Source organism: Ruegeria sp. CDSA141, from assembly GCF_059612005.1.
Map to the genome: position 1 here is coordinate 218,034 of NZ_JBXWPT010000002.1, position 21,241 is coordinate 239,274.

At 58.5% G+C, this 21,241-nt stretch carries 19 protein-coding genes and 1 pseudogene; 5 read left to right on the forward strand and 15 right to left on the reverse strand.

The genetic code is table 11. The features are described 5' to 3' along the window. Nucleotides 1-156: 156 nt before the first annotated feature. The 3 genes from AC2FLP_RS04970 to AC2FLP_RS04980 are packed head-to-tail and all read left to right on the forward strand — an operon-like array spanning nucleotide 157 to nucleotide 3,061. Nucleotides 157-1,257, forward strand: a complete 1,101-nt coding sequence (locus AC2FLP_RS04970) for a mandelate racemase/muconate lactonizing enzyme family protein (RefSeq protein ID WP_299896501.1) — start codon at nucleotides 157-159, stop codon at nucleotides 1,255-1,257. Further along, nucleotides 1,254-2,294, forward strand: a complete 1,041-nt coding sequence (locus tag AC2FLP_RS04975) for a zinc-dependent alcohol dehydrogenase (RefSeq protein ID WP_299896504.1) — start codon at nucleotides 1,254-1,256, stop codon at nucleotides 2,292-2,294. Before AC2FLP_RS04970 ends, AC2FLP_RS04975 begins: the two co-directional genes overlap by 4 nt. Further along, the gene (locus AC2FLP_RS04980) at nucleotides 2,291-3,061 is read left to right on the forward strand and encodes an SDR family oxidoreductase (protein WP_299896507.1); all 771 of its coding nucleotides are present in this window, start codon (nucleotides 2,291-2,293) and stop codon (nucleotides 3,059-3,061) included. Before AC2FLP_RS04975 ends, AC2FLP_RS04980 begins: the two co-directional genes overlap by 4 nt. A gap of 30 nt (nucleotides 3,062-3,091) precedes the next feature. On the opposite strand, the gene AC2FLP_RS04985 is transcribed toward AC2FLP_RS04980, so the two are convergent. The 7 genes from AC2FLP_RS04985 to AC2FLP_RS05015 all read right to left on the reverse strand — a co-directional run bounded on the left by AC2FLP_RS04985 (nucleotide 3,092) and on the right by AC2FLP_RS05015 (nucleotide 9,855). Further along, the gene (locus tag AC2FLP_RS04985; RefSeq protein WP_299896510.1) at nucleotides 3,092-3,511 is read right to left on the reverse strand and encodes a secondary thiamine-phosphate synthase enzyme YjbQ; all 420 of its coding nucleotides are present in this window, start codon (nucleotides 3,509-3,511) and stop codon (nucleotides 3,092-3,094) included. Between the two features lie 112 nt (nucleotides 3,512-3,623). Further along, nucleotides 3,624-4,487 (reverse strand): sugar phosphate isomerase/epimerase family protein, encoded by an 864-nt coding sequence (locus tag AC2FLP_RS04990; protein ID WP_496681891.1) that lies wholly within the window; start codon nucleotides 4,485-4,487, stop codon nucleotides 3,624-3,626. Nucleotides 4,488-4,499: 12 nt separating this feature from the next. Next, nucleotides 4,500-5,390 (reverse strand): NAD(P)-dependent oxidoreductase, encoded by an 891-nt coding sequence (locus AC2FLP_RS04995; protein WP_496681894.1) that lies wholly within the window; start codon nucleotides 5,388-5,390, stop codon nucleotides 4,500-4,502. A 223-nt stretch (nucleotides 5,391-5,613) separates the two neighbouring features. Beyond that, nucleotides 5,614-6,795: a mannonate dehydratase gene (gene uxuA, locus AC2FLP_RS05000; protein ID WP_496681896.1), complete on the reverse strand. Its 1,182-nt coding sequence runs from the start codon at nucleotides 6,793-6,795 to the stop codon at nucleotides 5,614-5,616. Then, entirely contained in the window at nucleotides 6,792-7,844 is a 1,053-nt protein-coding gene (locus AC2FLP_RS05005) for a Gfo/Idh/MocA family protein (protein WP_299896522.1), read from the reverse strand. Before AC2FLP_RS05005 ends, uxuA begins: the two co-directional genes overlap by 4 nt. Next, nucleotides 7,841-8,842 carry a Gfo/Idh/MocA family protein gene (locus AC2FLP_RS05010; RefSeq protein ID WP_117869171.1) on the reverse strand — a complete coding sequence of 334 codons (1,002 nt, stop codon included), beginning with the start codon at nucleotides 8,840-8,842 and terminating at the stop codon, nucleotides 7,841-7,843. Before AC2FLP_RS05010 ends, AC2FLP_RS05005 begins: the two co-directional genes overlap by 4 nt. Then, nucleotides 8,839-9,855 carry a Gfo/Idh/MocA family protein gene (locus AC2FLP_RS05015; protein WP_496681901.1) on the reverse strand — a complete coding sequence of 339 codons (1,017 nt, stop codon included), beginning with the start codon at nucleotides 9,853-9,855 and terminating at the stop codon, nucleotides 8,839-8,841. The genes AC2FLP_RS05010 and AC2FLP_RS05015 overlap by 4 nt, the downstream gene beginning before the upstream one ends. Nucleotides 9,856-9,978: 123 nt before the next feature. Between AC2FLP_RS05015 and uxaC the strand changes: the two genes are divergently transcribed. Continuing rightward, a complete protein-coding gene (gene uxaC / locus AC2FLP_RS05020) occupies nucleotides 9,979-11,322 on the forward strand; it encodes a glucuronate isomerase (RefSeq protein ID WP_496682301.1) in 1,344 nt (447 codons plus the stop codon). After that, complete coding sequence (locus AC2FLP_RS05025; RefSeq protein ID WP_496681904.1) at nucleotides 11,323-12,519, forward strand: mannitol dehydrogenase family protein; 1,197 nt, start codon at nucleotides 11,323-11,325, stop codon at nucleotides 12,517-12,519. It abuts the gene before it with no gap. Here the strand turns inward: AC2FLP_RS05025 and AC2FLP_RS05030 are convergent. From AC2FLP_RS05030 to AC2FLP_RS05065, 8 genes and pseudogenes are all read right to left on the reverse strand, one after another. Further along, the gene (locus AC2FLP_RS05030; protein ID WP_496681906.1) at nucleotides 12,506-13,369 is read right to left on the reverse strand and encodes a sugar kinase; all 864 of its coding nucleotides are present in this window, start codon (nucleotides 13,367-13,369) and stop codon (nucleotides 12,506-12,508) included. The genes AC2FLP_RS05025 and AC2FLP_RS05030 overlap by 14 nt on opposite strands. Further along, on the reverse strand, nucleotides 13,366-14,247 hold the full coding sequence (locus AC2FLP_RS05035) for a DMT family transporter (protein ID WP_496681909.1): 882 nt from the start codon (nucleotides 14,245-14,247) through the stop codon (nucleotides 13,366-13,368). The genes AC2FLP_RS05030 and AC2FLP_RS05035 overlap by 4 nt, the downstream gene beginning before the upstream one ends. A 3-nt stretch (nucleotides 14,248-14,250) precedes the next feature. Further along, nucleotides 14,251-15,180, reverse strand: a pseudogene (locus AC2FLP_RS05040) (NAD(P)-dependent oxidoreductase); the annotation flags it as partial. 98 nt (nucleotides 15,181-15,278) lie between these two features. After that, nucleotides 15,279-16,283 carry a Gfo/Idh/MocA family protein gene (locus AC2FLP_RS05045; protein ID WP_496681911.1) on the reverse strand — a complete coding sequence of 335 codons (1,005 nt, stop codon included), beginning with the start codon at nucleotides 16,281-16,283 and terminating at the stop codon, nucleotides 15,279-15,281. Continuing rightward, a complete protein-coding gene (locus tag AC2FLP_RS05050; RefSeq protein WP_496681914.1) occupies nucleotides 16,280-17,782 on the reverse strand; it encodes a UxaA family hydrolase in 1,503 nt (500 codons plus the stop codon). The genes AC2FLP_RS05045 and AC2FLP_RS05050 overlap by 4 nt, the downstream gene beginning before the upstream one ends. Nucleotides 17,783-17,806: 24 nt before the next feature. After that, a complete protein-coding gene (locus AC2FLP_RS05055; RefSeq protein ID WP_299896551.1) occupies nucleotides 17,807-18,757 on the reverse strand; it encodes a phytanoyl-CoA dioxygenase family protein in 951 nt (316 codons plus the stop codon). Between the two features lie 10 nt (nucleotides 18,758-18,767). After that, complete coding sequence (locus AC2FLP_RS05060) at nucleotides 18,768-20,390, reverse strand: TRAP transporter large permease (protein WP_496681917.1); 1,623 nt, start codon at nucleotides 20,388-20,390, stop codon at nucleotides 18,768-18,770. Next, complete coding sequence (locus AC2FLP_RS05065) at nucleotides 20,390-21,232, reverse strand: TRAP transporter small permease subunit (protein ID WP_299896557.1); 843 nt, start codon at nucleotides 21,230-21,232, stop codon at nucleotides 20,390-20,392. The genes AC2FLP_RS05060 and AC2FLP_RS05065 overlap by 1 nt, the downstream gene beginning before the upstream one ends. Nucleotides 21,233-21,241: the final 9 nt, after the last annotated feature.

The following is a 21,241-nucleotide window of genomic DNA, read 5'->3' on the forward strand; positions in this document are numbered from 1 at the left end:
ATTGCCTGTGATGCAAGCGTGTCTGAACTTTGAAAACGGTCGGGGCACCATCAGTTTCAGTGCCTATTGGCAGATAGTCATACGTGGAGTCTTTCTTTTTGCGGTCATCCTTTTACAGTCTCGAGTTATTGTTTGGCAGCAGAAGGTCTTAGGTTCGTGAATCGCATAGAAAGTGTTTCAGCGCGGCTGTTCAACGTCCCGCTCGCCGAAGTCCTGGTCGATGCCAAGCATGGGGATCACACGTTCTTTCAATTGATCACCGTCACCATTCAAACGACGGATGGGATCGAGGGGGTCGGGTATACCTATACGGGGGGCAAGGGAGGTCATGCCATCCGGGCGATGATCCAGCATGACCTGGCGCCGTTCCTTGTAGGAAAAGACGCCGAACAGATCGAAAGCCTGTACGATGCCATGCAGTGGCACGTGCACTACGTCGCACGGGGCGGGATCGCCTCGTTTGCCATCTCAGCCGTGGATATTGCCCTGTGGGATATTCGCGGCAGAACGCAGAATGCGCCATTGTGGCAGATGGCCGGCGGAGCGTCCAAACGATGCAAGGCCTACGCTGGCGGGATCGACCTGAATTTCTCGTTGAAGAAACTGCTGCGCCAGACCGAAGGTTACCTTGCGCGTGGGTTCAACGCAGTCAAGATCAAGGTCGGGCAACCGGATCTGGCCGACGATCTTGCGCGTGCCCGGGCGGTGCGCGAGATGTTGGGACCGGACCGGTTCTTCATGGTTGACGCGAATTATTCGATGACCGTCGAACAGGCAATCGTGGCGGCCCGAGGGTTCGCCGACTGCGATATCTTGTGGTTTGAGGAACCGACTATTCCAGATGACTACAAAGGCTATGGCCGAATTGCCGAAGCGACAAGCGTACCCCTTGCCATGGGTGAAAACCTGCACACCATACACGAGTTCGAATACGCTTTCGATGACGCGAAGCTGAGTTTCATCCAGCCCGATGCCTCAAACTGCGGCGGGATCACCGGCTGGTTGCGCGTGGCCGCGCTAAGCGCACAGCACGGTATTCCGGTTTGCAGTCATGGGATGCAGGAGCTGCACGTCAGCCTTGTTTCTGCGCAACCCAAAGCAGGGTGGCTAGAAGTACACTCATTCCCAATAGACCAGTACACGACCCGTCCGCTGGTTGTGGAAGACTGTCTGGCAGTAGCCCCGGATACTCCGGGAACCGGAGTAGAATTCGACTGGGACAAATTGAACGCGGAACACAGGGAGATGCATACATGACGACCCAGACGATCTCTGCGGCATACTACAGGGGCAACAAGAGCTTTGCTGTAGAGCAAGCCCAAGCGACGGCTCCGGGCCCCGGCGAGGCTGCGGTTCGCGTTGCCTATTGTGGGATTTGCGGGACGGATATGCACGTCTACCACGGCAACATGGATGCCCGTGTCGGCCTGAACCGGGTGATCGGGCACGAGATGTCTGGTGTCGTCGAAGCAGTGGGCGAGGGGGTGCATACGGTACAACCCGGCCAGAAGGTCGTTGTCCGGCCGCTTGATCATTGTGGCGAATGCCCGGCCTGCAAGCGGGGGCATCAGCATATCTGCCAAAATCTCAAGTTTCTCGGCCTGGATACCGATGGCGCCATGCAAGAGATATGGACCGTTCCGGCCCACACATTGCACGTTCTGCCGGACGACTTGCGCATGGATCACGCAGCATTGATCGAGCCAATCGCCGTTGCTTGCCACGATGTGCGCCTGTCTGGCCTGCAACCTGCTGAGGACGTTGTCGTTATCGGCGGCGGCCCGATCGGTATCCTGGTTGCCATGGTCGCGCGGGATGCAGGTGGAAATGTTGTGATTTCCGAGGTGAATCCGAACCGTCTGGCGATAGCCGAAAAACTTGGCTTTGACACGATTAACCCGACCGAATTCGATCTGGTGGCCACGATCAACGCACGCACGGGCGACAAGGGTGCAGATGTGGTTTTCGAGGTGTCGGGAACGCAGCCCGGTGTTGATGCGATGACCGCGGTTGCCGCGACGCGGGCCCGGATCGTAATGGTCGCGATCCATGCTCAAAAGCCCCAGATCGACCTGTTCCAGTTCTTCTGGCGAGAGCTGCAGTTGATCGGTGCTCGGGTCTATGAGCCAGAGGATTATGAAAAAGCCATCGCAGTTGTTGCCTCGGGCGGAGTGGACGCGGATGTTGTGATTACCGACGTCAACCCTCTGTCAGACATTCAGGCCGCGTTCGAAGCACTGGATAGCAGCCCAACCGCAATGAAAAGCCTGATCGAAGTAGGACCGCGTTCATGAGTGTTTTACAAAGTTTCGACCTGACGGGAAAGACCGCCCTTGTGACCGGGTGCAAACGCGGCATCGGGCGCGGCATGGCCGAGGCACTGGCATCGGCCGGAGCCGATATCATCGGCGTGTCTGCCTCGCTCGAGCTGTCCGAGTCGGATGTCGAAAAAGCAGTCACGGCGAAGGGGCGCAATTTCCGGGCTTACCAATGCGACTTCTCGGATCGGGCCGCGCTGCATGGGTTCATTGATCAGTTGAGGGCCGACGGACAAGCCCCTGATGTCCTTGTCAACAACGCCGGTACAATCAAACGCAAACCCGCCGCCGAGCACCCGGACGACTGGTGGGACGAAGTGATCGAGGTGAACCTGTCCTCGCAGTTCGTTCTGTCTCGCGAGATCGGCAAGGACATGCTGGTTCGGGGTTCGGGAAAGATCATCTTCACTGCCTCGTTGCTGACATTTCAGGGAGGGATCACTGTGCCAGGCTATTCGGCCTCGAAAGGTGGGATTGGACAGCTGACCAAGGCATTGGCCAACGAATGGGCCGGGCAGGGCGTGAACGTGAATGCGATCGCCCCCGGCTACGTCGCGACCGACAATACCCAGGCCCTGCAGGACGATCCGGTCCGGTCGAAGTCGATCCTGGAACGAACACCACAGGGTCGTTGGGGTACGCCTGATGATTTTGCCGGACCGGTGGTCTTTCTTGCCTCTGCCGCGTCGGACTTCGTCAACGGAGAAATCCTTGTCGTCGACGGGGGGTGGATGGGTCGGTAGCACCGGCAACGCACCATGTGACCCAAAGCGTTAAGTCCCGATGTAGTGCACCTTCAATCGGCGCGTTTTGGGCGTCTCGCGATGTTCGAACAGGTACAGGCTTTGCACGCGACCCAACGGAAGCTGCCCCTGTTCGACCGGGATCGATACTTGAGTTTGCGTCAACAGCGCCCGCAGATGCGACGGAGCGTTGTCGTCCTCGGTCGGGCGGTGGTGATACTTGCCTGGTGACTTGGGTATGAGTTCCTCGAAGAACGTCTCGATATCCTTGAGTACCTCGGGATCGGCATTGGCCTGCACCAACAGCGCAGCACCCGTGTGGACGCACCAAAGGGTCAGCAGGCCCGAGCCAAATCCATGTTCAGACACCGCACGCTGAACGATCCCGCTGATGTCGGTGAGCGATTTGCCGGGCGTTTCAATTGACAGGTCAAAAAACTCTTGTTTCATCCAGCAGGCCCTTTTCCTGATCCCGCGCGAACGCGCCCAGTCTCCTACAGACCATTTGGCGTTCAGCTTTACGGTGCATCCATCGAATTTGTAACGCTGATTGCTTCGCTGTTCATGCAAACAGGCTTTTAAACCTGTCCACACACAGACGAAAACCATCTTCGAAGTTTCCGTTGCCGGGGTGATAAACACTCTCGAAGGAAATGACGCCATCATAGCCGTCGGATCTGAGCGCGTCGGCGATGGGTTGGAACAGAGGCGCAAGCTGGCCTTCACCCATGCGGCACACTTCCAGCGTTGCCCGCGGCGTGTCGACCTTCACGTCCTTGATGTGAATGTGACCCACGTAGCCGCCGCGCAGTTCTTCATAGCCATCCGGGTATGCCAGTTCATGACACCAGCAGTTGTTTCCAGGGTCCCACAGCACTTTCAACGCGTCTTTTGCGTCCAACTCGTCAATCAGCTTGCGGGCCGTATAGTTGGAATTGACCAGTGTGCCGTTTCCGGTTTCCACGACAAGCTTCACCCCCTCTGTTCTTGCCAGTTCAACCGCAGGCGCGATCAGCGGGGGCATCGAGTTCCATACCCCATGCGCTACGTTCCACTTCTCGGCGCCGTTCTTTCCCCAGAGTATCTGCTCTTTTCGTTGGGTCATGATCCGAACCAGCGAAGACCCCACGATATGCGCCATGTCGATCACGCGTTTCAAGGCGTCCATGTGCCGAGTGTGCAGATCGTCGCCTGGCCTGTTGGCAGCTGTCATCCCTGCAAAGATATGGCGCGACAAACATGACACAGGCTTGCCCCGGTCGCGCAAGAGCGCATCGATCTCGGCAATTTCCTGCGGGGAATGGTCCCCGACCTCCGTATCACCAACGAACTGAAGCTCTGCATAGTCCAAGCCGAACTCGTCCATCACGTCCACGGCATGCCGCAGATCGCGGGAAATGCCGTCGCAAATCACACCTAGTTTCATGTTCGCTCCCCCTCAGCGATGCAATTCTGCGCCAACGATCTCTTCGATGACGCGAGTACACACCCAGTTGTCGCCTTTCGGGTATTTGGTTTTTCCTGCGTGAAAGATCTGCATTGCGGATGACGCTGTGTGCATGGGAACGCCCAACGCACCGGCTAATGCCAGAGAGATCGTCAGGTCCTTATGCATGGTTGCGATATGACTACCGGTGGCCTCGAACTTGCGGTCAATGATGTTTTCAAGGGCGGTATTCACGACGCCGCACCCCGCGCTGGATGAGGAGAAAACATCAAGTAATGCCTGACCGCTGACACCGGCTTTGGCCGCCAGGGCCGCAGCCTCGAATGTGGCGGAAAAGATCGATCCGATAAGGGATTGCAGGCAGGCTTTCACGGTTTGCCCGTCGCCGGCGTTTTCTCCGACCCGATGAATGGTTGCCGACACTGCCTGCATGACTTCGGCATTTCGGTCCAGCACATCCTCAGGACCGGCCGCCATCATCGTCAGTGTGCCGTTCTGCGCGCCGGGAAACCCACCCGAGACCGGCGTGTCGATCAGGTGGATGCCCGAGCCCTCCATGTTTTGCCCGATAGCGCCTGCTTCGGCCGGGGTAATGGTCGCCGACAGGATGACCGTTCCGCCTTTGGCCATGTTCGCAACCAGGCCGTTTTCACCCAGAATGACATCGCGGGCCTGATCTCCGTTCATAACCATGACAAACACACTGGCGGCGTGACGGCCGACCTGTCCCACGCTGTCCTTGGGCAGGCCGCCCATGTCGGCAAATGCCGTCAAGCGTGTCTCATTCAGGTCGAAACCGGATGTTTCAAAGCCGTTCTTGATTAGGTTTTTAGCCAGGCCGCTGCCCATGTCGCCAAGACCGATTACGCCTGCGGTTTTCATTTGAACCTCTCCCGTTCTTCCGCCATTGCCATGTGGCAGACGTTTCGAAAAATGATGCCCAATCGCATCGGTTTTCGCGGGAGTTTCACGCGTCTTGAACAGACGTCGGGCGAGTCCGGAAGACACCCCGCTGCCCGTTTACGTGCCGTAAGTAAACGAAGAATGCGGCGGTCAGGCAAGCAAAGAAGTGTTGCGGCGGAAAGAAACTGCATGACCCGACGCGTTACGAGAACGCCGCCATGATGCCGCGCAGTTCCGCCAACCCGCGCATTCGTCCGATCAGCGGATAGCCGGGGGTGCTGTGTCCGCCCAGATCGCTCAGCAGTTCTTGTCCGTGGTCGGGCCGCATCGGAATTTTCCAGTCGCCACGCCCTTGGGATTTGCGGCGGCGCTGTTCGTTCATCAATTCGCGAATGGTGTTGACCATGTCGGTGTCGCCCTCCAGATGCGGGGCCTCAAAGAAGTCCGGCTTCTGGCTGTCTGACCCCGCGATGCGTCGGGTGTTTCGCAAATGGACAAAGTGAATCCGGTCGCCATGCCTGCACACGAAGTCCGGTCCATCGAATTCGGGGGACACTCCCAACGACCCCGTACACAGCGTTGCGCCGTTCGCCGACAAATCAACGGCATCCAGAACGGCGCCGTAGTCATCGGTGCTGGACATGATCCGAGGAAGACCGAGCAACGAAAACGGCGGATCATCCGGATGGCAGCACAAGCGCAGGCCCTGCTTTTGAGCCACCGGGGCGACCTCGGACAGGAAATCGATCAGGTTTGCGCGAAGCCGGTCACGGTCTATGTGAGCATAGGTCTGCAATAAAGCGCGCACGTCCTGCACGCTCCACTGATCGTTTGCGCCCGGCAGCCCCGCAGTGACATTGTGCTTCAATTGGGCCCTGGAATGATCAGACATGCCCAAAAAACGGTCCGTGGCCACTTGTTGGACGGTGCTGGAATAGTCTTCGGACGCGCCCGGCCGCTTGAGAATATGTATGTCGAAAACTGCAAAATCCGTCAGGTCGAACAGCATGGCCGTTCCCCCGTGCAGCTGCTGGGCGCGAAGGGCGGTACGCGTCCAATCCAGGATTGGCATGAAGTTGTAGCAAACGACTTTGATGCCACGGGCGGACAGGGCCCTGAGGCTGGACTTATACGCCTGCAGATGTTCTGCCATGTCAGCAGACTGCGTCTTGATCGCCTCGGAGACGGGCAGGCTTTCGACAACGTCCCAACTGTACCCGGCAGCGGCCAGCAACGCCTGCCGATCGGCGATGCTCGGTTCGTCCCAGGGTTCTCCCGGCGGGATGTGATGCAGTGCAGTTACAATGCCCTGAACACCGATTTGATGGAGATCGGCCAGGACGATCGGATCATCGGGGCCGAACCAACGCCAGCATTGTTTCATGGCAGCCATCCTTCATACAGCGGGTGATCGGGCCTGATAGGAAGGGTAACGCGCTGCCCGGTACGAGCCGCGTGGTAAACCGCCGTCACGAGCCCGATGGACGCAGCACCGTCCTGTAGCGTAACGGCCGAGTTTGCCTCGAACCGCAGAGCCTTGCCTACTTCGGTAAAGAACCCTTCGAACCCCGTTGGCTCGACCGCGGCGACTGCAAGAGCGTTGTCGACGGCGACCTGATCCACCGAGTCCCGCGCGACGAATGTCCACGGCGATTGACCCGGAGCATAGGGTTCCGTGCCAGAAGTCGCGGTCAGTTTTTCAAAGACGAACCGCAGGCGGGTTTCGTCGGTGGCGGCGCCCAGGCAGATGCTGCTTGTGCACAATGCTCCGGAAGTCATGCCAAAGCAGATTGCGGCGCAGTCTTCGGTCTCGATCGGGTTGACCCGCGTTGTGACCATCGCAGACACCCAGGCGATATCACCCGCGATATGAGTCAGCAGATCATGATTGTGGATCGCATGACCCAGCACTGCGCCGCCGCGTTCACCGGCCCATGTTCCCCTCCAGGGCACCGCATAGTAGTCTGCGCCTCGGGACCAATGGGTTTCCAGCGCGGCGGTTTGGACGGCTCCGGTCAGGCCTGCGCGCTGCAGATGGCGCAATTGTGCCAGTGACGAGCCCCACCGGTATTGAAAGACCGGAAACACCTGCCTGCCCGCGCTGCGTGCGGTTGCCGTGATCCGATCCACATCCTGCATCGAGGTCGCAAGAGGTTTCTCGCAGACGACGTGTTTTCCTGCGGCCAGTGCTGCAAGGGTGGTCGGTACATGCAGATGGGGCGGCAGACAGATGTCGATGACATCTATCGTCGGATCATCCAGCGCGTCCTGAATGCTGCTCAGTGCTCGAAAATCCGAGTTCTGTCGGATCTGTTCGATCCGATCCGTATTCTGGTCGACAACGGCGGCTACCTGGAAGGTGCGACCAAGCCGTTCCAGCGCGTTCAGATGCTGCTCACCGATACCTGCGCCAAGGATCGCAACGTTGATCATCTGCGTTCCGCCAATTCCTGCGCGCGCAGCGCCAGTTCCATGACCGTAAAGCAGTGGGTCTGCGTCATTGCGGTTTCGGTCCGGTTGCGGATGTCGTCGACGAGGCGCGCGAAGTAGGGAAGGCCGGCGTCGGTTGCGTCGATCTTTTGGCAGGTTTCGCCGTTGACGAGGATCAGATGGTCTGTACCAGAGGCCCCGCCTACATCGACGTATTTCCGCAACTCGATATATCCTTCGGTGCCCAGGATCGTCAGACGACCATCCCCCCAGTTTGGCAGGGCATCCGGCGTGAGCCAGTCAACCCGGATGTACCCGGTACCATTCTCGCTGCACAGATTGACTTCGCCAAAATCCTGCAATCCGGGATCGTTCGGGTTTGCGTAGTTCGCCACATAGGCGTTCGTGATCTCCGCGGTTTCTGAACCTGTGTAGTGCAGGAACTGATCAATCTGATGCGAGGCGATGTCGGTCAGAATCCCGCCGTAGCGGTCACGCTGAAAAAACCATTCCGGCCGGGTTGCCCGGTTTAATCGGTGCGGGCCAAGACCGACCGTCTGGATCACGCTTCCGATCGAACCGGCCTTGACCAACTCGGTCGCCCGGGTGCTGACGGGCGTTTCAAACCGTTCGGAAAAATTCACCGACCAGATTCGACTGGTGTCCGCGACCGTTCGCTTGATATCGTCGAGTTGCTCGAACGTCGTACAGCCCGGCTTGTCGCTCATGACATCCATGCCGTGCTGCATGGCGCGGACTGTCAACGCGGCCCTATCCGCCGGTATTGCCGAAATCAGCGCCAGATCCGCCCCGCAGTTCAGGGCGTCTTCCAGTCGGGCCAGCCGCGGAATATCGGGAAACCTTTTGACATAGCCCGCCAGCGTTTCCGGATCGCCTTGTGTCCAATAGCCAACGCAGTCCATGCCGATTTTGCGCATGTTTTCCGTCATGCCATAGATATGGCGGTGGTCCAGGCCAAGGGCGACGCAGGTCAGACTCATGAGGCGACTCGTGTTTTCTGGCCGGTTCGATTGGCGATCTGCATCGCGTCGATGACGGCGTGGGTCAAAAGGGCACTGCGTCCGGTGGCCATGGGCTGCCCTCCACCGGCAACGGCCTTGGCAAAATCCTCGATGACCGCTTGATGCCACGCATGGGTGAACGCCATGGGATCCGCCCCTCCGCCTGTGGCGGCGGTTTCGCCAACCGTTGATTTCCGGCCATTGAATGTGGTCAAGGTCAGGACACCTGACTCCAGATAGGCCTTGGCGCGCGTGCCCTGTATGGTGATGGACTCAGCGGCCCCCGGAAACTCGGCGGTGGTCGCCATCAACGTGCCCACTGCGCCGTTTTTCATTTCAAAGACAGCACCTGCCCAATCCTCGGCTTCGAGATCGTGCAACGGAGTTTTTCTCATCACGGCCTGAATGTCCGAGATCGGCCCCAGCAGCCACATCGCAAGGTCAAGCGTGTGGATTGCCTGCGAGATCATGACACCGCCTCCGTCGCGTGCATAAGTTCCGCGACCAGGCTCGTCATAGTAACTCTGATCGCGCCACCAGGGGACACGGATCTCCACCGTTGCGATCGCGCCCAGCTCACCTTGTTCAACTGCCGATTTCAGGGCTTTCGAGGCGGCGCGGGCGCGGTGTTGAAAGACGATGCCCAGCGGCACGCCTGACGCCTCACACCGATCGACGATGGCTGTCGCGGCGTCCAGCGTTCTTTCGATGGGCTTTTCCATCAGGATCGGTTTCGAAGCGGTCGAAAGAACCCGCACCAACTCTGTGCGCTGATCAGGCGGAGTTGCGATGATCGCAAAGTCGACGTTTGGGTCGTTTGCGATTTCGTCGACCGAGCTGAATGCGCGGGTATCGTTTCGCCGCGCGAACTCAGCTGCCTTGTCAGGATTGCGCCCGAGGACTCCGGCAAGACTGAGGCCTTGATCCGATGCCCGAATGGCGGCGACATGCGTGCCAGAAACCATCCCCAAACCAATCAGCGCAATATTCATTCATTCCCCCGGATCACACGGTCAGTCTGCGGGTTCGAACGGGAAAGATGCAACCATTAAAAACTGTGTTAACAATTGCGGGGAACTGTATCGGAGGCAGAATTGATTGGTAGTTTGAAAGGGATGGCAGAGGACCTGTACCTCGGTATCAAGGACCTGCCGATCGTGTCTCCGCATGGTCACTGCGATCCGGGGTGGTTTGCAACCGATGCGCCGTTTCCCAACCCGGCAGAGCTGCTGGTGGTTCCGGACCACTACGTGTTCCGTATGCTCTACTCGCAAGGCGTTCCATTGTCCGAACTTGGCGTTGGCGAAGAGGGCCGCAAGAAGGATCCTCGCGCCGTGTTTCGCACCTTTGCCGAGCATTGGCATTTGTTTTTGGGGACGCCATCTCGGATTTGGATGAACTACGTGCTGAATGAAACGTTTGGCGTGTCTGAGGATTTGTCCTCGTGTACGGCCGACCTGATCTATGACGAGATTTCGGGAAAACTGGCGCAACCTGAATTTCGTCCGAGGGCCTTGTTCGACAGGTTCGGAATCGAGGTTCTGGCCACCACTGATTCCGCTCTCGACGATCTCGCGGAGCATCAGATTGTCCGCACAAGCGGTTGGGGCGGGCGTGTAGTGCCGACTTTCCGCCCGGACGGGGTTTTAGATGGGGCGGACCCGGAATTCGTGCAGAACCTGGACAAGTTGGCGGAGCTGACAGGCTGCGATCTGGGCAGCTATGATGGCTACCTCAACGCGCTGCGAATGCGACGAGCCCATTTCATTCAACTGGGTTGTACGGCCACCGACCACGGTATTGAACGCGTGCAGACCGAGTGGCTGGGCGACGCGGATGCGCTTTACCAACGGCTGAGACGGCGGGAAGGTACCGAACAGGACGCCCGCCGCTTCTATGGGCATATGCTGATCGAAATGGCGCAGATGTCCGTCGATGATGGTCTGACCATGCAGATTCATGCCGGTAGCAAGCGCAACACCAACCACGCGGTGATGCGCGAATTCGGACGGGACAAGGGGGCTGACATTCCAATCGCGATGGATTGGGTTACGGGCCTTGAGGCGCTTTTGAACCGGGTTGGAAACACGGCGGATCTGCGCGTCATCCTTTTCACACTGGACGAAGGCTCCTATGCTCGTGAACTGGCTCCTATGGCGGGACATTGGCCGTGCCTTCGGATCGGGCCGCCTTGGTGGTTCCATGACAGCCCAGCCGGGATTGCGCGGTATTTCGATCAGGTCGTTGAAACGGCCGGATATTACAATCTGGCTGGATTCAATGACGACACGCGGGCCTTTTTGTCCATACCGGCACGTCACGACCTGTGGCGACGGGGTGTGGCGCTTCATCTGGTCGAGCAGGTTGCGCGCGGCTATTTCGGGCGGGACAGTGCCGAGCATCTCGCGCGGTTGCTGGCGGTCGATCTGGCGAAACAGGTTTACGGACTGCAAAGCTAAATGGGTACAATTCTTCACTTCGGTCTCGGAAACTTTGCCCGGGCGCATTTGCTGGATTACACCGATCAAGCGGGCGGATGGGACGTTGTCGGCGTCAGCCTGCGTTCATCCTCGGTTCGGGATGGATTGGCCCGACAGGGCTTCGAATACGATCTGTGCGTACAGGGGCAGGGCGTCCGTCGCATCAAAGCTCTGCGGGACGTTCTGGTCGCGCCCGAGGATCGTGTAGCGGTTTTCAATGCAATGGCGGATGCTGAGATCATCTCGGCGACCGTGACCGAGAAAGGTTATCATTTGGATGCCGCGGGCAAGCTGAACCTTCAGGACCCGGCGATTGCCGCCGATCTGGCGGGGCAGGGGCCTGCGACGCTGATCGGGTTTCTTGCCTTTGGCCTTGCGGAACGGCGCAAGCCAGTGACGGTGCTTAGCTGCGACAATCGTATGGAGAACGGAAAAACGCTTGAAACAGCGGTTGCCGATTTTTCGAAAGCAGCCGGTCTGGACGTGAATTGGGACGCTGTTCGCTTTCCCAACGCGATGGTCGACCGGATCACCCCGGCCACCACGAACGCCGTTCGCGCAATCAGCGGCGACCCTATGGCTGTTCCGACAGAGGCGTTCTCGGAGTGGGTCATCGAAGATAGTTTCGCCGGCCCGCATCCGGATTGGCCAGGTGTGCAACTGGTCGATGACGTGGTTCCGCACGAGACGCGAAAGCTGCGCATGTTGAACGGTGCGCATTCCCTGTTGGCTTATGTCGGGTTAGAGCGGGGTTTGACCTATGTCCACGAAGCGGTTGGAGACCCGGTTTTGCGCCCGCTGGTTTCCGAGTTGATGAAAGATGCGGGCGCAACGCTGCCCGCTGCACTGCAAGCACAGGTCCCGGACTATGCCGAGTCCCTGTTGCGCCGGTTTGAAAACCCCGATCTGGTGCACCGGCTGGACCAAATCGCGATGGATGGCAGTCAGAAGCTGCCGTATCGGTTTGTTCCCACACTCCGTAAAACCGGCTCTCAGGCGGTGATCGCGGGGATGCAGGCCTGGATTTCCTATTGCATGTCCGAGACCGCCGAAGGCAGGGCGCTGAACGATCCTTGCGCGTCAGAAATCGCCTCGGCCGTTAAACAGCCAGACCCGGTAGTGCCGCTTTTGCGCCTTGTCGGCGCTGAGGATCTCGCGCCACTTATCCAGGAATGATTGCGCCGCGGACCTGAACAACAGTGGATGCCAGATTGTGTCCGGCCATCAGGGCCTCGGCCTGCGATTTTCCGGTCAGCAAGGTCGCGAGGTAGCCACCGTTGAAACTGTCGCCCGCGGCTGTGGTATCCAGCACGTTTTTGGCAGGCTCATAGGTCTGCTTAATGTTCTGACCGATCGACAGGGGGCCATCCTCTCCGCGTTTCAACGCACCGATGCCATGATGATCGGAAAAGCGTGCCGCCACCTCATCCGGGCGTTCCCCGAACAGCGCCATCTCGTCGTCAATGGACGGCAGGGCAATGTCTGCACGCTGCCAAAGCCGTTGGTTGATCTGCCGGGCGTGCTCGATGCTGTCCCAAAGACGCGGACGAAAGTTGCTGTCATAGACTAACCGGATGGAAGAGCCTTCGAGCCAGTCCAGCAGCGCAAGTCTCACCTCGTGCGGAAGAATGGCCACGGAAATCCCTGACAAGTACAGCACGTCGTAGCCGTTCAGTAGACTGAAGTCGTGATCGCCAAAAAGCTGACGGGCGGCTGCCTCGCTGCGCCAATAGGTAAAGCTGCGTTCACCGTTCGCAGATGTCGTGATCGCATAGAGTCCCGGGGAGGCGTTCGGAATGATGCGGATGCCGGATGTCACGATACCATGACTGGCGATGAACCCCGCGATACGCTCCGAGAACGGGTCGTCGCCCAGACATGTTACATACTCCACCTGCAAATCAGGAGCGGCGCGGTGCATGTAGATGGCGGTGTTCAGCGTATCCCCAGCGACGCCCACCTTTGCGCCAGATTCCAGCATGGACAATTCGATCATGGCTTCGCCGATACAGGCAATTCGCGTCATTTCTTTTCTCTTTTCCAGATTATGAGGCCTGCAGCCATGATCAGCGCGGCCCCTGCCAATGTGAATGCGTCCGGTATCGTGTCAAAGAACAGATAGCCCCAGATCGCAACGTAGATCAGGAACGAATAGGTGAATGGCATCAACTGGTTCGCCGTTCCGAAACGATGCGCGTTCGTCAGCAGTTGATGCCCGCACCAGCCAAAGACGCCAAGGCCGATCAAAACAATCAGGCTCCAGGTGTTTTCCGGCTGGACCCAGAACCAGATGGCGAAAGGCAGTAGGACCACCGTCCCGGTAAGCCCGAGGTAGAACTGCATGGTGTCCACGGCAACAACCCCGGACAACCTGCGCGTCATCATCGAGTACAAGGCCAACGCTGTGGCGTTGTAGACGATCAGCAACATGGTCGGATGAAAGGCCGTGCCAAGCGGCCGGACGACAACCAGAACCCCCAGAAAGCCCAGGATGATGGCCGCCCAACGCCAAGGGCCAACGCTCTCTTTCAACACGAAAACGGACAGAAAACACACGATGACAGGGCTTGAGAACATGATCGCTGACACGACGGTCAAAGGTAGAAACCGCAGGGCATAAAAGTTGAAAACGGTCGCAGAGATCAGCAGCAAGGCCCGGCTGATGACTTGCCATGGGTGGTCGGTCTTGAACCGGCCAACCTCAATCCCGCCTTTGGCGATCACACCCACCGAGATCACGAAGTGCCCCGCGTAACGCATGAACGCCAATTGAAATGCCGGGACGCCGGCCAACGCCAACCACTTGGCCCCAAGGTCCACCAGTGAAAAGAACAGCCACGCTGTCAGCATCAGCACGATGCCCAGGCGCGGCAAGTCCGCGGTGGGGTTGGCGGTGACGGCCATCGTTCAGGTGTTGAAGCGCTTGACGTAGTAGTCAACCATCTGGCTGACCATGTCATCCGCCTGACCGTGGTCGCGCGCGTCGTTCAGCGCTGAAAGCGCGCCCTGCGACATCACGCTGGTAACACCGGCCTCGCGCGCCATGCGGTCATAATACCCAAGGTCTTTTGCCGCGTTCTTGATGGCGAAGGCGAGTTGGTTCGGGTCATTCTCGACACCGTAGGCTTTGACGAAATCCATCATTCCGGAATGCAGCGGTCCTGCAGCCATCACGTCATAAAGCTGCCTGCGGTCAACACCGGTGATATCTGCCATTGCAAAGGCTTCGGCCATCGCGTTCGCGACGGTCATTGCGAAGAAGTTGTTGATCAACTTGATGGTGTGCCCCGATCCGACAGGGCCAAGGTAAAAGACGTTTTCGCCCAAGTCCTTCAGTGTCGGCCCAGCCTTGTCAAAGGCTGCCTTGTCGCCGGAAGTCATGATGTTGAGCTTGCCTTCCAGCGCGTGCGAGGGCGTCCGGCCAAGAGGCGCATCAAGATAGCTTCCGCCGGCTGCGGCAACCTCCTTGGCCAAGGCGCGTGTGCTGCCCGGAAGCGAGGTGCCAAAGTCGATGACGATCGCCCCGGGCTTCAATCCCTCGATCACGCCATCTGCACTGCGCATACGACCCTCGACCTGTTCAGAGGTTCCCATGCACAGCATCACGATGTCGCTGGCTTGTGCCAGATCTCGGGCGTTTTGCGCCTCACGGGCACCCCGGTCAATCGCGTAGTCCAGATGCGTTCGGTCGCGGTTTCCCAAGACCGTGACCGAGTATCCCTGGTCCAACAGCCGGCTTACCATGGCTCCGCCCATTAGTCCCAGGCCGATAAACCCGATTGATGGTTTGCTCATTGGTTTCCCTTTCCGTAAATGTCTCTGGTTTTCATTCTTGTGTCTGGCGCGGGCGGTTTTGAAGTTCGGATGCTCATATTACCCGGCGTGTAATCATAGGTTTTTGGGTGGTCCGGTTCTTCGCCGGGGCCGGATTTCCTTCAGGTCGGCGCCCGCGCTCGAGCTGACCGCGCTTTTAGCCCCTGTTCTATCCGTGATGTGACCTCGAGCGTCCGGGTCGCATCCTCGACGTCGATCAACGGTGAGGCGCCGTCGATCACGTCAAGGAAATGATCCAACTGGGCCTCCAGCGGCTCGCGTTTTTGTTTCGGTCGCAGAAGTTGGTCTTTTTGGGCCGCAGTGCCCCAATCCTTTCCACGCCACAGGGTCATGGAAGGAAAACTTACAGCGCCCTTGGTTCCAGTGATCCACATCATGTCCTGTCGGGTCGTGCCGATGTTCGGGTTTTCGCCGGTTCCTGCCTCAAACCCCCATGGGCTGGGCGCAGAGTCGGCAAAGCTGATGGTGCCTGTCGCGCCGTTTTCGAACGCGATCGCGACGGCGCCGCTTTCTATCCGATCCGATCCGCGGACCGACGCGCCGGGCAGGGCTACGACATCCGAGATTTCTCCGATCACAAAGCGCAGTACATCGATATCATGCACTAGATTGATCATGACCGGGCTGCCATCCGAAGTCCGCCAGTTCTGTTCAAAATAGCTGTTGGGTTTGCGCATGGCCCACAGCAACGAGACGTTGATGACCCGTCCGACCGTTCCTTGTGTGATCACCTCCTTCAGGTGCTGCAAGGTGCGGTGATACCGCCGATGGTGGCCCACCAGGCTGCGGACATCGGCCTGGCGGACGGTCCTCTTCAGGCGCAAGGCGTCATTGACCGACGCGGCAACCGGCTTTTCGATCAGCATGTGCCACCCGCGCGACGCGGCCAGGATCCCGTTTTCGGCGTGCAGGCGGGTCGGCGTTGCGATTATGACGCCATCCACCGGGTCCTGCACATCGTCCATACTGGCGAAACGTGGCGCATCGATCTGGATCGAGCCATCTGGATCGGCCAACCCGACCAACATGCAGCCGGGATGCTCGATCACGGCGTGGACGTGGCGGATACCGATCAATCCGCCGCCGGCTACTAGGATCCGTTTCACATCATCGCTCCGATTTGCCAGGGAACGAATTCGTAGTCACCCAAGCCCTGCGCCTCGGACTTGGTTCGCGCTCCCGAGGCGACTTGGAGCAGCCGGCGGTATATTTCCTGTCCTTTTTCTTCGACGCTGACCCCTTTGGTCAGAATGTCTCCCGCATCCACGTCCATGTCTTCGGGCATGCGAGTCGCCAATTCAGAGTTGGTGGCGATTTTCAGCGTGGGCGCCGGTTTGGATCCAAAGGCAGAGCCACGCCCCGTGGTGAAGCACACAAGGTTGCACCCGGCCGCGATCTGCCCGGTTACCGAGGCCGGGTCATATCCGGGGCTGTCCATAAAGGTGAATCCTTTGCGGGTGATGGGTTCGGCGTATTTGAACACGCCGGTCAAAGGGCTGGTTCCGCCCTTTACCGCCGCCCCCAGCGATTTTTCAAGGATGGTCGACAGACCCCCTTGTTTGTTGCCGGGGCTTGGGTTGTTGTCCATTGAGGCATGATTGCGGGCGGTGTAGTCCTGCCACCAATTGATCAGTCTGATCAGCTTTTCGCCAGTTGCCCGATCGAGAGCGCGACGGGTCAGAAGGTGTTCTGCTCCGTAGATCTCGGGCGTTTCCGCAAGGACACCTGTGCCGCCTTGGGCGACCAACAGGTCGCAGGCGTGTCCGAGCGCCGGGTTCGCGGTCACACCAGACCAAGCGTCCGATCCACCGCATTGCAGCGCAACCATAAGTTCGGACGCTGGGGCTTCGCTGCGGCGTGCCTTATTTGCAAGGGGTAGCATCTGATTGATCTTGCTGATGCCCATTTCCACGGTCCGGCGCAATCCGGCGACGTTCTGGATGTTCATCGTCTGGAAGGTGGGGCTCTGCTTTAGCCCATACGCGTCCAGCAGCCAGTCGATCTGGTTCATCTCGCAGCCCAGACCGACCATCAGAACGGCAGCGTGGTTGGGGTGTTTCGCAAACCCCCACATGACTCGTTGGAGAGCTTCGAAACCGTCGCCGGAATCGGCCATTCCGCAGCCCGTTCCGTGGACAAAGGCCACCACGCCATCGACGTTCGGATACTCGGCCAGCTTTTCCAGCGTAAAGTGATTTGCGATCATGCGAGCCGCTGTCGCCGAACAATTCACGGTGGTCAGGACCGCGACATAATTGCGGGTGCCGACCCGGCCGCTGTCCCTGTGGTAACCCATGAACGTATCGACCGAGGTGGCGGGTTTCGTGGGCCTGAGATCCGTTGCGAACTCGTAGTTCACGCTGGTGTTGCGGAACTCGACGTTGTGGGTATGGACATGATCGCCGGGTTGGATCGGTTGAGTGGCATAGCCGATAATCTGGGCGTATTTTCTGACCGGTTCGCCTGGCGCAAGCATCCGCATGGCGACCTTGTGACCTGAAGGGATGCGCGCATTAGTCGTGACATCCTCGACAACACTGCCTGCCTCCAAGGGTCGAGTGGCAACCACCACACTATCCGTTCGATCTAAACGTACAAAAGTCATAGTCAGCTTTCTTAGCGGCCGAATCTAGGCGCAAAAGGGCGAGTCTGATGTCCACCGGTGAAGATCAATATGCGGTTGTCCGGACAGCCGTGCTCGCGCCGACTCCCAGTTGGCCTTGCAGACACGCCAATCCCGCAATTCGGTTTCGGGGCATGATCTGGACCTTGCGATGAAGCTGGGGAAATGGTCTCGGCCTGTGGGCTGACCTGCCGCGCTGAAGCGGATATCGAACGACCAGCGGAACCTGTCTGTTTCATTGACCAGCGAAGCATGTGGCGTCAAAGGGTCAAACAGGATGATCCCACCCGCCTTGACAGGCAGGGGCAGGGCGCGGTCTTCGTCAATGAACCCCTCGGCAATACCTGTCTGCGTCCGCGCACAATGCGGCAGGATGGATTGATCCTGGGTCTTTGGCAGCACTTGCAGGCAGCCGTTTTCGACCGTTGCATCGTTGACGGCAATCCAAACCGTGATCATGTCGGTCTGGTCCGCGTCCTCTAACGCAACCGCCCGGTCCTGATGCCAGTCCGTTGCGGTGATGTGCGCGCGAACCTCGTCCTTTGCCAGCATGAGGGCAGGGGGCTTCAGCCGAACGTGCTGGATCGGATTGCTGACCAACTCTGGCCCGATCAACTGCTCGACGATGTCCAGCATGGGGGGGGCCGTCAGCAAGTCGAACACGGCGGGCCCAATATGGAAAGGTGTGTCCGCCATGATCCGATCGCCGGGCAACGAGATGTCCAGCGGCTGGAAATAATCGCAACCAGCCTGATAGGCGGACAGAAGTTTGTCCCAGAAGGTCATTCCGGACGGCTCGTCCTTGACCAGCCCCTTTTTGTACCAACCATCATAAAGCCGGTTCAGGACATCCGAGTATTCGGCTTGTACCCGATCCAGGACATCGGCGGGAATTACATCCTCGACCACGAGGTATCCATCTGTCTGGAACTTGCCAATCTGATCTAGTGTCAGCATGGGTGTTACCTCACAAAAGCAGCGCGATGATGCCCGGCCAGATCAGAAGAACGGAAAGCGCCAGCAACTGGATCCCGATGAATGGGAGGAAGCCGCGGAAGATATCCGTCAGGCTGATATGCGGAGGGGCCACCGACTTCAGGTAGAACGCGGCCGGGCCAAATGGGGGGGACAGGAAGCTGACCTGCATGTTCATACAGAATACGACACCAAACCAGATGGCGACATGGCTCGGCTGCAACTGGCCAATGAGTCCGATTTCCTCAATGGGAAGGCGCAGGACGATCGGCAGAAAGACAGGAATGATCAACAGGACGATGCCGACCCAATCCATGAATGCGCCCATGAACAGCAAGATCAGCATCATCACCAGAATTACCAGCATGGTTGGCAGCTCCTGGCCGACGATCAGGTCGGCCACGTATTGGGGCCCGCCGGCTATGGTGTAAGCACCCGCCAGCGCGGCGGCCCCGATGGTCACCCAGATGATGGTGCCGGTGGACTTCAGCGTCCGCATCAAACTGTCCCAAACCAGCTCGAATGATCCTTCGCCCCGCAGAATGGCGATGATCAGAACGGCGAAGGCGCCCATGCCTGCTGCCTCGGTGATGCCGGTGATCCCGCCATAGATCGAGCCGAGCACGACGCCGATGACGACCAGCGGCGCGACGAGACCTTTGCCCATTTCCCACCCGATTTTGGCGCGCTGCCTGCCAAAGACGAAGAAGATCAGCAGAAGGGCGACGATCGTGATGCCGGCAAACCAGGGCAGGTAGTCAGCTGTCCCCAATCGCGCTGGTTCGCCCTGGCTGGAGGCGTTCGAGCCAGAAAGCTCGAAAAACGCAGCGCGGACAAACAGAACGGTGGAAAAACCGGCTACGACGATGCTCATGAAGGCCGCAAACAGCTTGCGTTTTTCAACCGGTTCAGGGTCGTTTGGGTCCGGTTCAGGCAGCGGCGCGTGGTGAGGATTCAGCCGCGTGCGGATGATAATGTACAGGATGATCATCGAGGCCAGCATGAAGCCGGGAATGAACGACGCGGTGAACAACGACTTGATCGAGGTTTCGGTGATCAGCCCATAGATGATCAGAACGATCGAGGGCGGGATCATGGTACCCAGCGACCCCGAGGCGCATATCACGCCGATGGCGAGATTCTGATCGTAGCCAAGTCGCAGCATCTGGGGCAGGGCGATAAGGCCCAGCAGGACAACCTCACCGCCGATAATGCCGGACATGGCCGCCATGATAACCGCCATGATCGAGGTCACGATCGCGATGCCGCCACGTGTTCTGGACAGCCAGACATTCAGCGACGAATACATGTCGCGCGCGATCCCGGACCGCTCTAGCAACGACGCCATGAAGATAAACAATGGCACGGATATGAGCACGTAGTCCGTTAAGAGCCCGTATATCTTCTGCGCCAGGATGTAGAGTGGCCCTGTTCCCGGCCGGCCGGTCAGAATGCCGTCGCCGAATGAAAATGGGTTCAAAAGAAGTGTAGGTTCGAACTTCAGGACGAGAACCAGAACCGCAAGCGAGGCCGAGGCCAGACCCAAGGGCATACCGATCGCCAGAAGCACGATCAGGGCGACCATCAGGATGAGTGAGATTGTTCCAATATCCATCAGTCTTGTCCCACCGCCCGCTTGATCATTTCAATCTCATCCTCATCCGGTTCATCTGTGTGGATTTCCGGTTCTTTGTTCCAATCCGAGATCAGGTTCAAAATTGCTTGCATTGCAACGAGCGTAATCACGATCAGCACCATCGGCTGCAATGTCGCCGGGATCGGAGGATTGAAGGCGGAGCCATAAAGCTCCCATTTATAGAGCTTGTTGACGAACACCTGTTTGTAGCTGCCGTAGACCAGAAAGAAGGCAAACAGCACGATCAGTATTGTCGAAACCGTATCAAAAACGCGCTGAAGCCAACGTGGAACTGCATCGTACAGCAGGAATATTCTAATGTGACTGCGTTGCTGCATGGCGTAGTAGCCAGACATCAAAAACACAAAGCTGGCGAACCAGAGTGTCATTTCGTTGGCCCACTCGGTTGGCTTTTCCAGTATGTAGCGCATGAAGACTTCGTAGAGCATCACGACAGTCATGATTGCTATCATCATCATCGTAACTCGGCCTATGAACAGGGCGACGCGGTCCATAACCGTCGAGCCTTCGAACTCCATCGTCGCCGGGCGCACGGTCTTTGTGCCAATCACTGCAAGAACAGGTAAAAGCACTAGCGCGGCCACGTCGATGATGTCGATGTACCCCCCGAACACACCAGGCATTTCGGGCGTGACGTCGCTGCGGAGGTAGATTTCCGTTACCTGACTTTTGAGAGATTCTGAGGTGTAAGGCAGCCAATCCAACAGGAATGCTGGAAGATGCCAAACAAGCCAACTGGCAGTCGCGACGAAGGCCAACGGTATGAGCCATTCAATTGGTCCGCCTGAATTCTTGTGCATCGCGTAACC

Bases quoted from the DNA above. Each gene is read 5' to 3' on its own strand.
- AC2FLP_RS05030 (WP_496681906.1), bottom strand. From the start codon at position 13,369: ATGACGCGAATTGCCTGTATCGGCGAAGCCATGATCGAATTGTCCATG.
- AC2FLP_RS04980 (WP_299896507.1), top strand. From the start codon at position 2,291: ATGAGTGTTTTACAAAGTTTCGACCTGACGGGAAAGACCGCCCTTGTG.
- AC2FLP_RS05015 (WP_496681901.1), bottom strand. From the start codon at position 9,855: ATGAATATTGCGCTGATTGGTTTGGGGATGGTTTCTGGCACGCATGTC.
- AC2FLP_RS04995 (WP_496681894.1), bottom strand. From the start codon at position 5,390: ATGAAAACCGCAGGCGTAATCGGTCTTGGCGACATGGGCAGCGGCCTG.
- AC2FLP_RS04975 (WP_299896504.1), top strand. From the start codon at position 1,254: ATGACGACCCAGACGATCTCTGCGGCATACTACAGGGGCAACAAGAGC.
- AC2FLP_RS05050 (WP_496681914.1), bottom strand. From the start codon at position 17,782: ATGACTTTTGTACGTTTAGATCGAACGGATAGTGTGGTGGTTGCCACT.
- uxaC (WP_496682301.1), top strand. From the start codon at position 9,979: ATGGCAGAGGACCTGTACCTCGGTATCAAGGACCTGCCGATCGTGTCT.
- AC2FLP_RS04990 (WP_496681891.1), bottom strand. From the start codon at position 4,487: ATGAAACTAGGTGTGATTTGCGACGGCATTTCCCGCGATCTGCGGCAT.
- AC2FLP_RS05005 (WP_299896522.1), bottom strand. From the start codon at position 7,844: ATGATCAACGTTGCGATCCTTGGCGCAGGTATCGGTGAGCAGCATCTG.
- AC2FLP_RS05035 (WP_496681909.1), bottom strand. From the start codon at position 14,247: ATGGCCGTCACCGCCAACCCCACCGCGGACTTGCCGCGCCTGGGCATC.
- uxuA (WP_496681896.1), bottom strand. From the start codon at position 6,795: ATGAAACAATGCTGGCGTTGGTTCGGCCCCGATGATCCGATCGTCCTG.
- AC2FLP_RS04985 (WP_299896510.1), bottom strand. From the start codon at position 3,511: ATGAAACAAGAGTTTTTTGACCTGTCAATTGAAACGCCCGGCAAATCG.
- AC2FLP_RS05025 (WP_496681904.1), top strand. From the start codon at position 11,323: ATGGGTACAATTCTTCACTTCGGTCTCGGAAACTTTGCCCGGGCGCAT.
- AC2FLP_RS05010 (WP_117869171.1), bottom strand. From the start codon at position 8,842: ATGAGTCTGACCTGCGTCGCCCTTGGCCTGGACCACCGCCATATCTAT.
- AC2FLP_RS05060 (WP_496681917.1), bottom strand. From the start codon at position 20,390: ATGGATATTGGAACAATCTCACTCATCCTGATGGTCGCCCTGATCGTG.
- AC2FLP_RS05055 (WP_299896551.1), bottom strand. From the start codon at position 18,757: ATGCTGACACTAGATCAGATTGGCAAGTTCCAGACAGATGGATACCTC.
- AC2FLP_RS05065 (WP_299896557.1), bottom strand. From the start codon at position 21,232: ATGCACAAGAATTCAGGCGGACCAATTGAATGGCTCATACCGTTGGCC.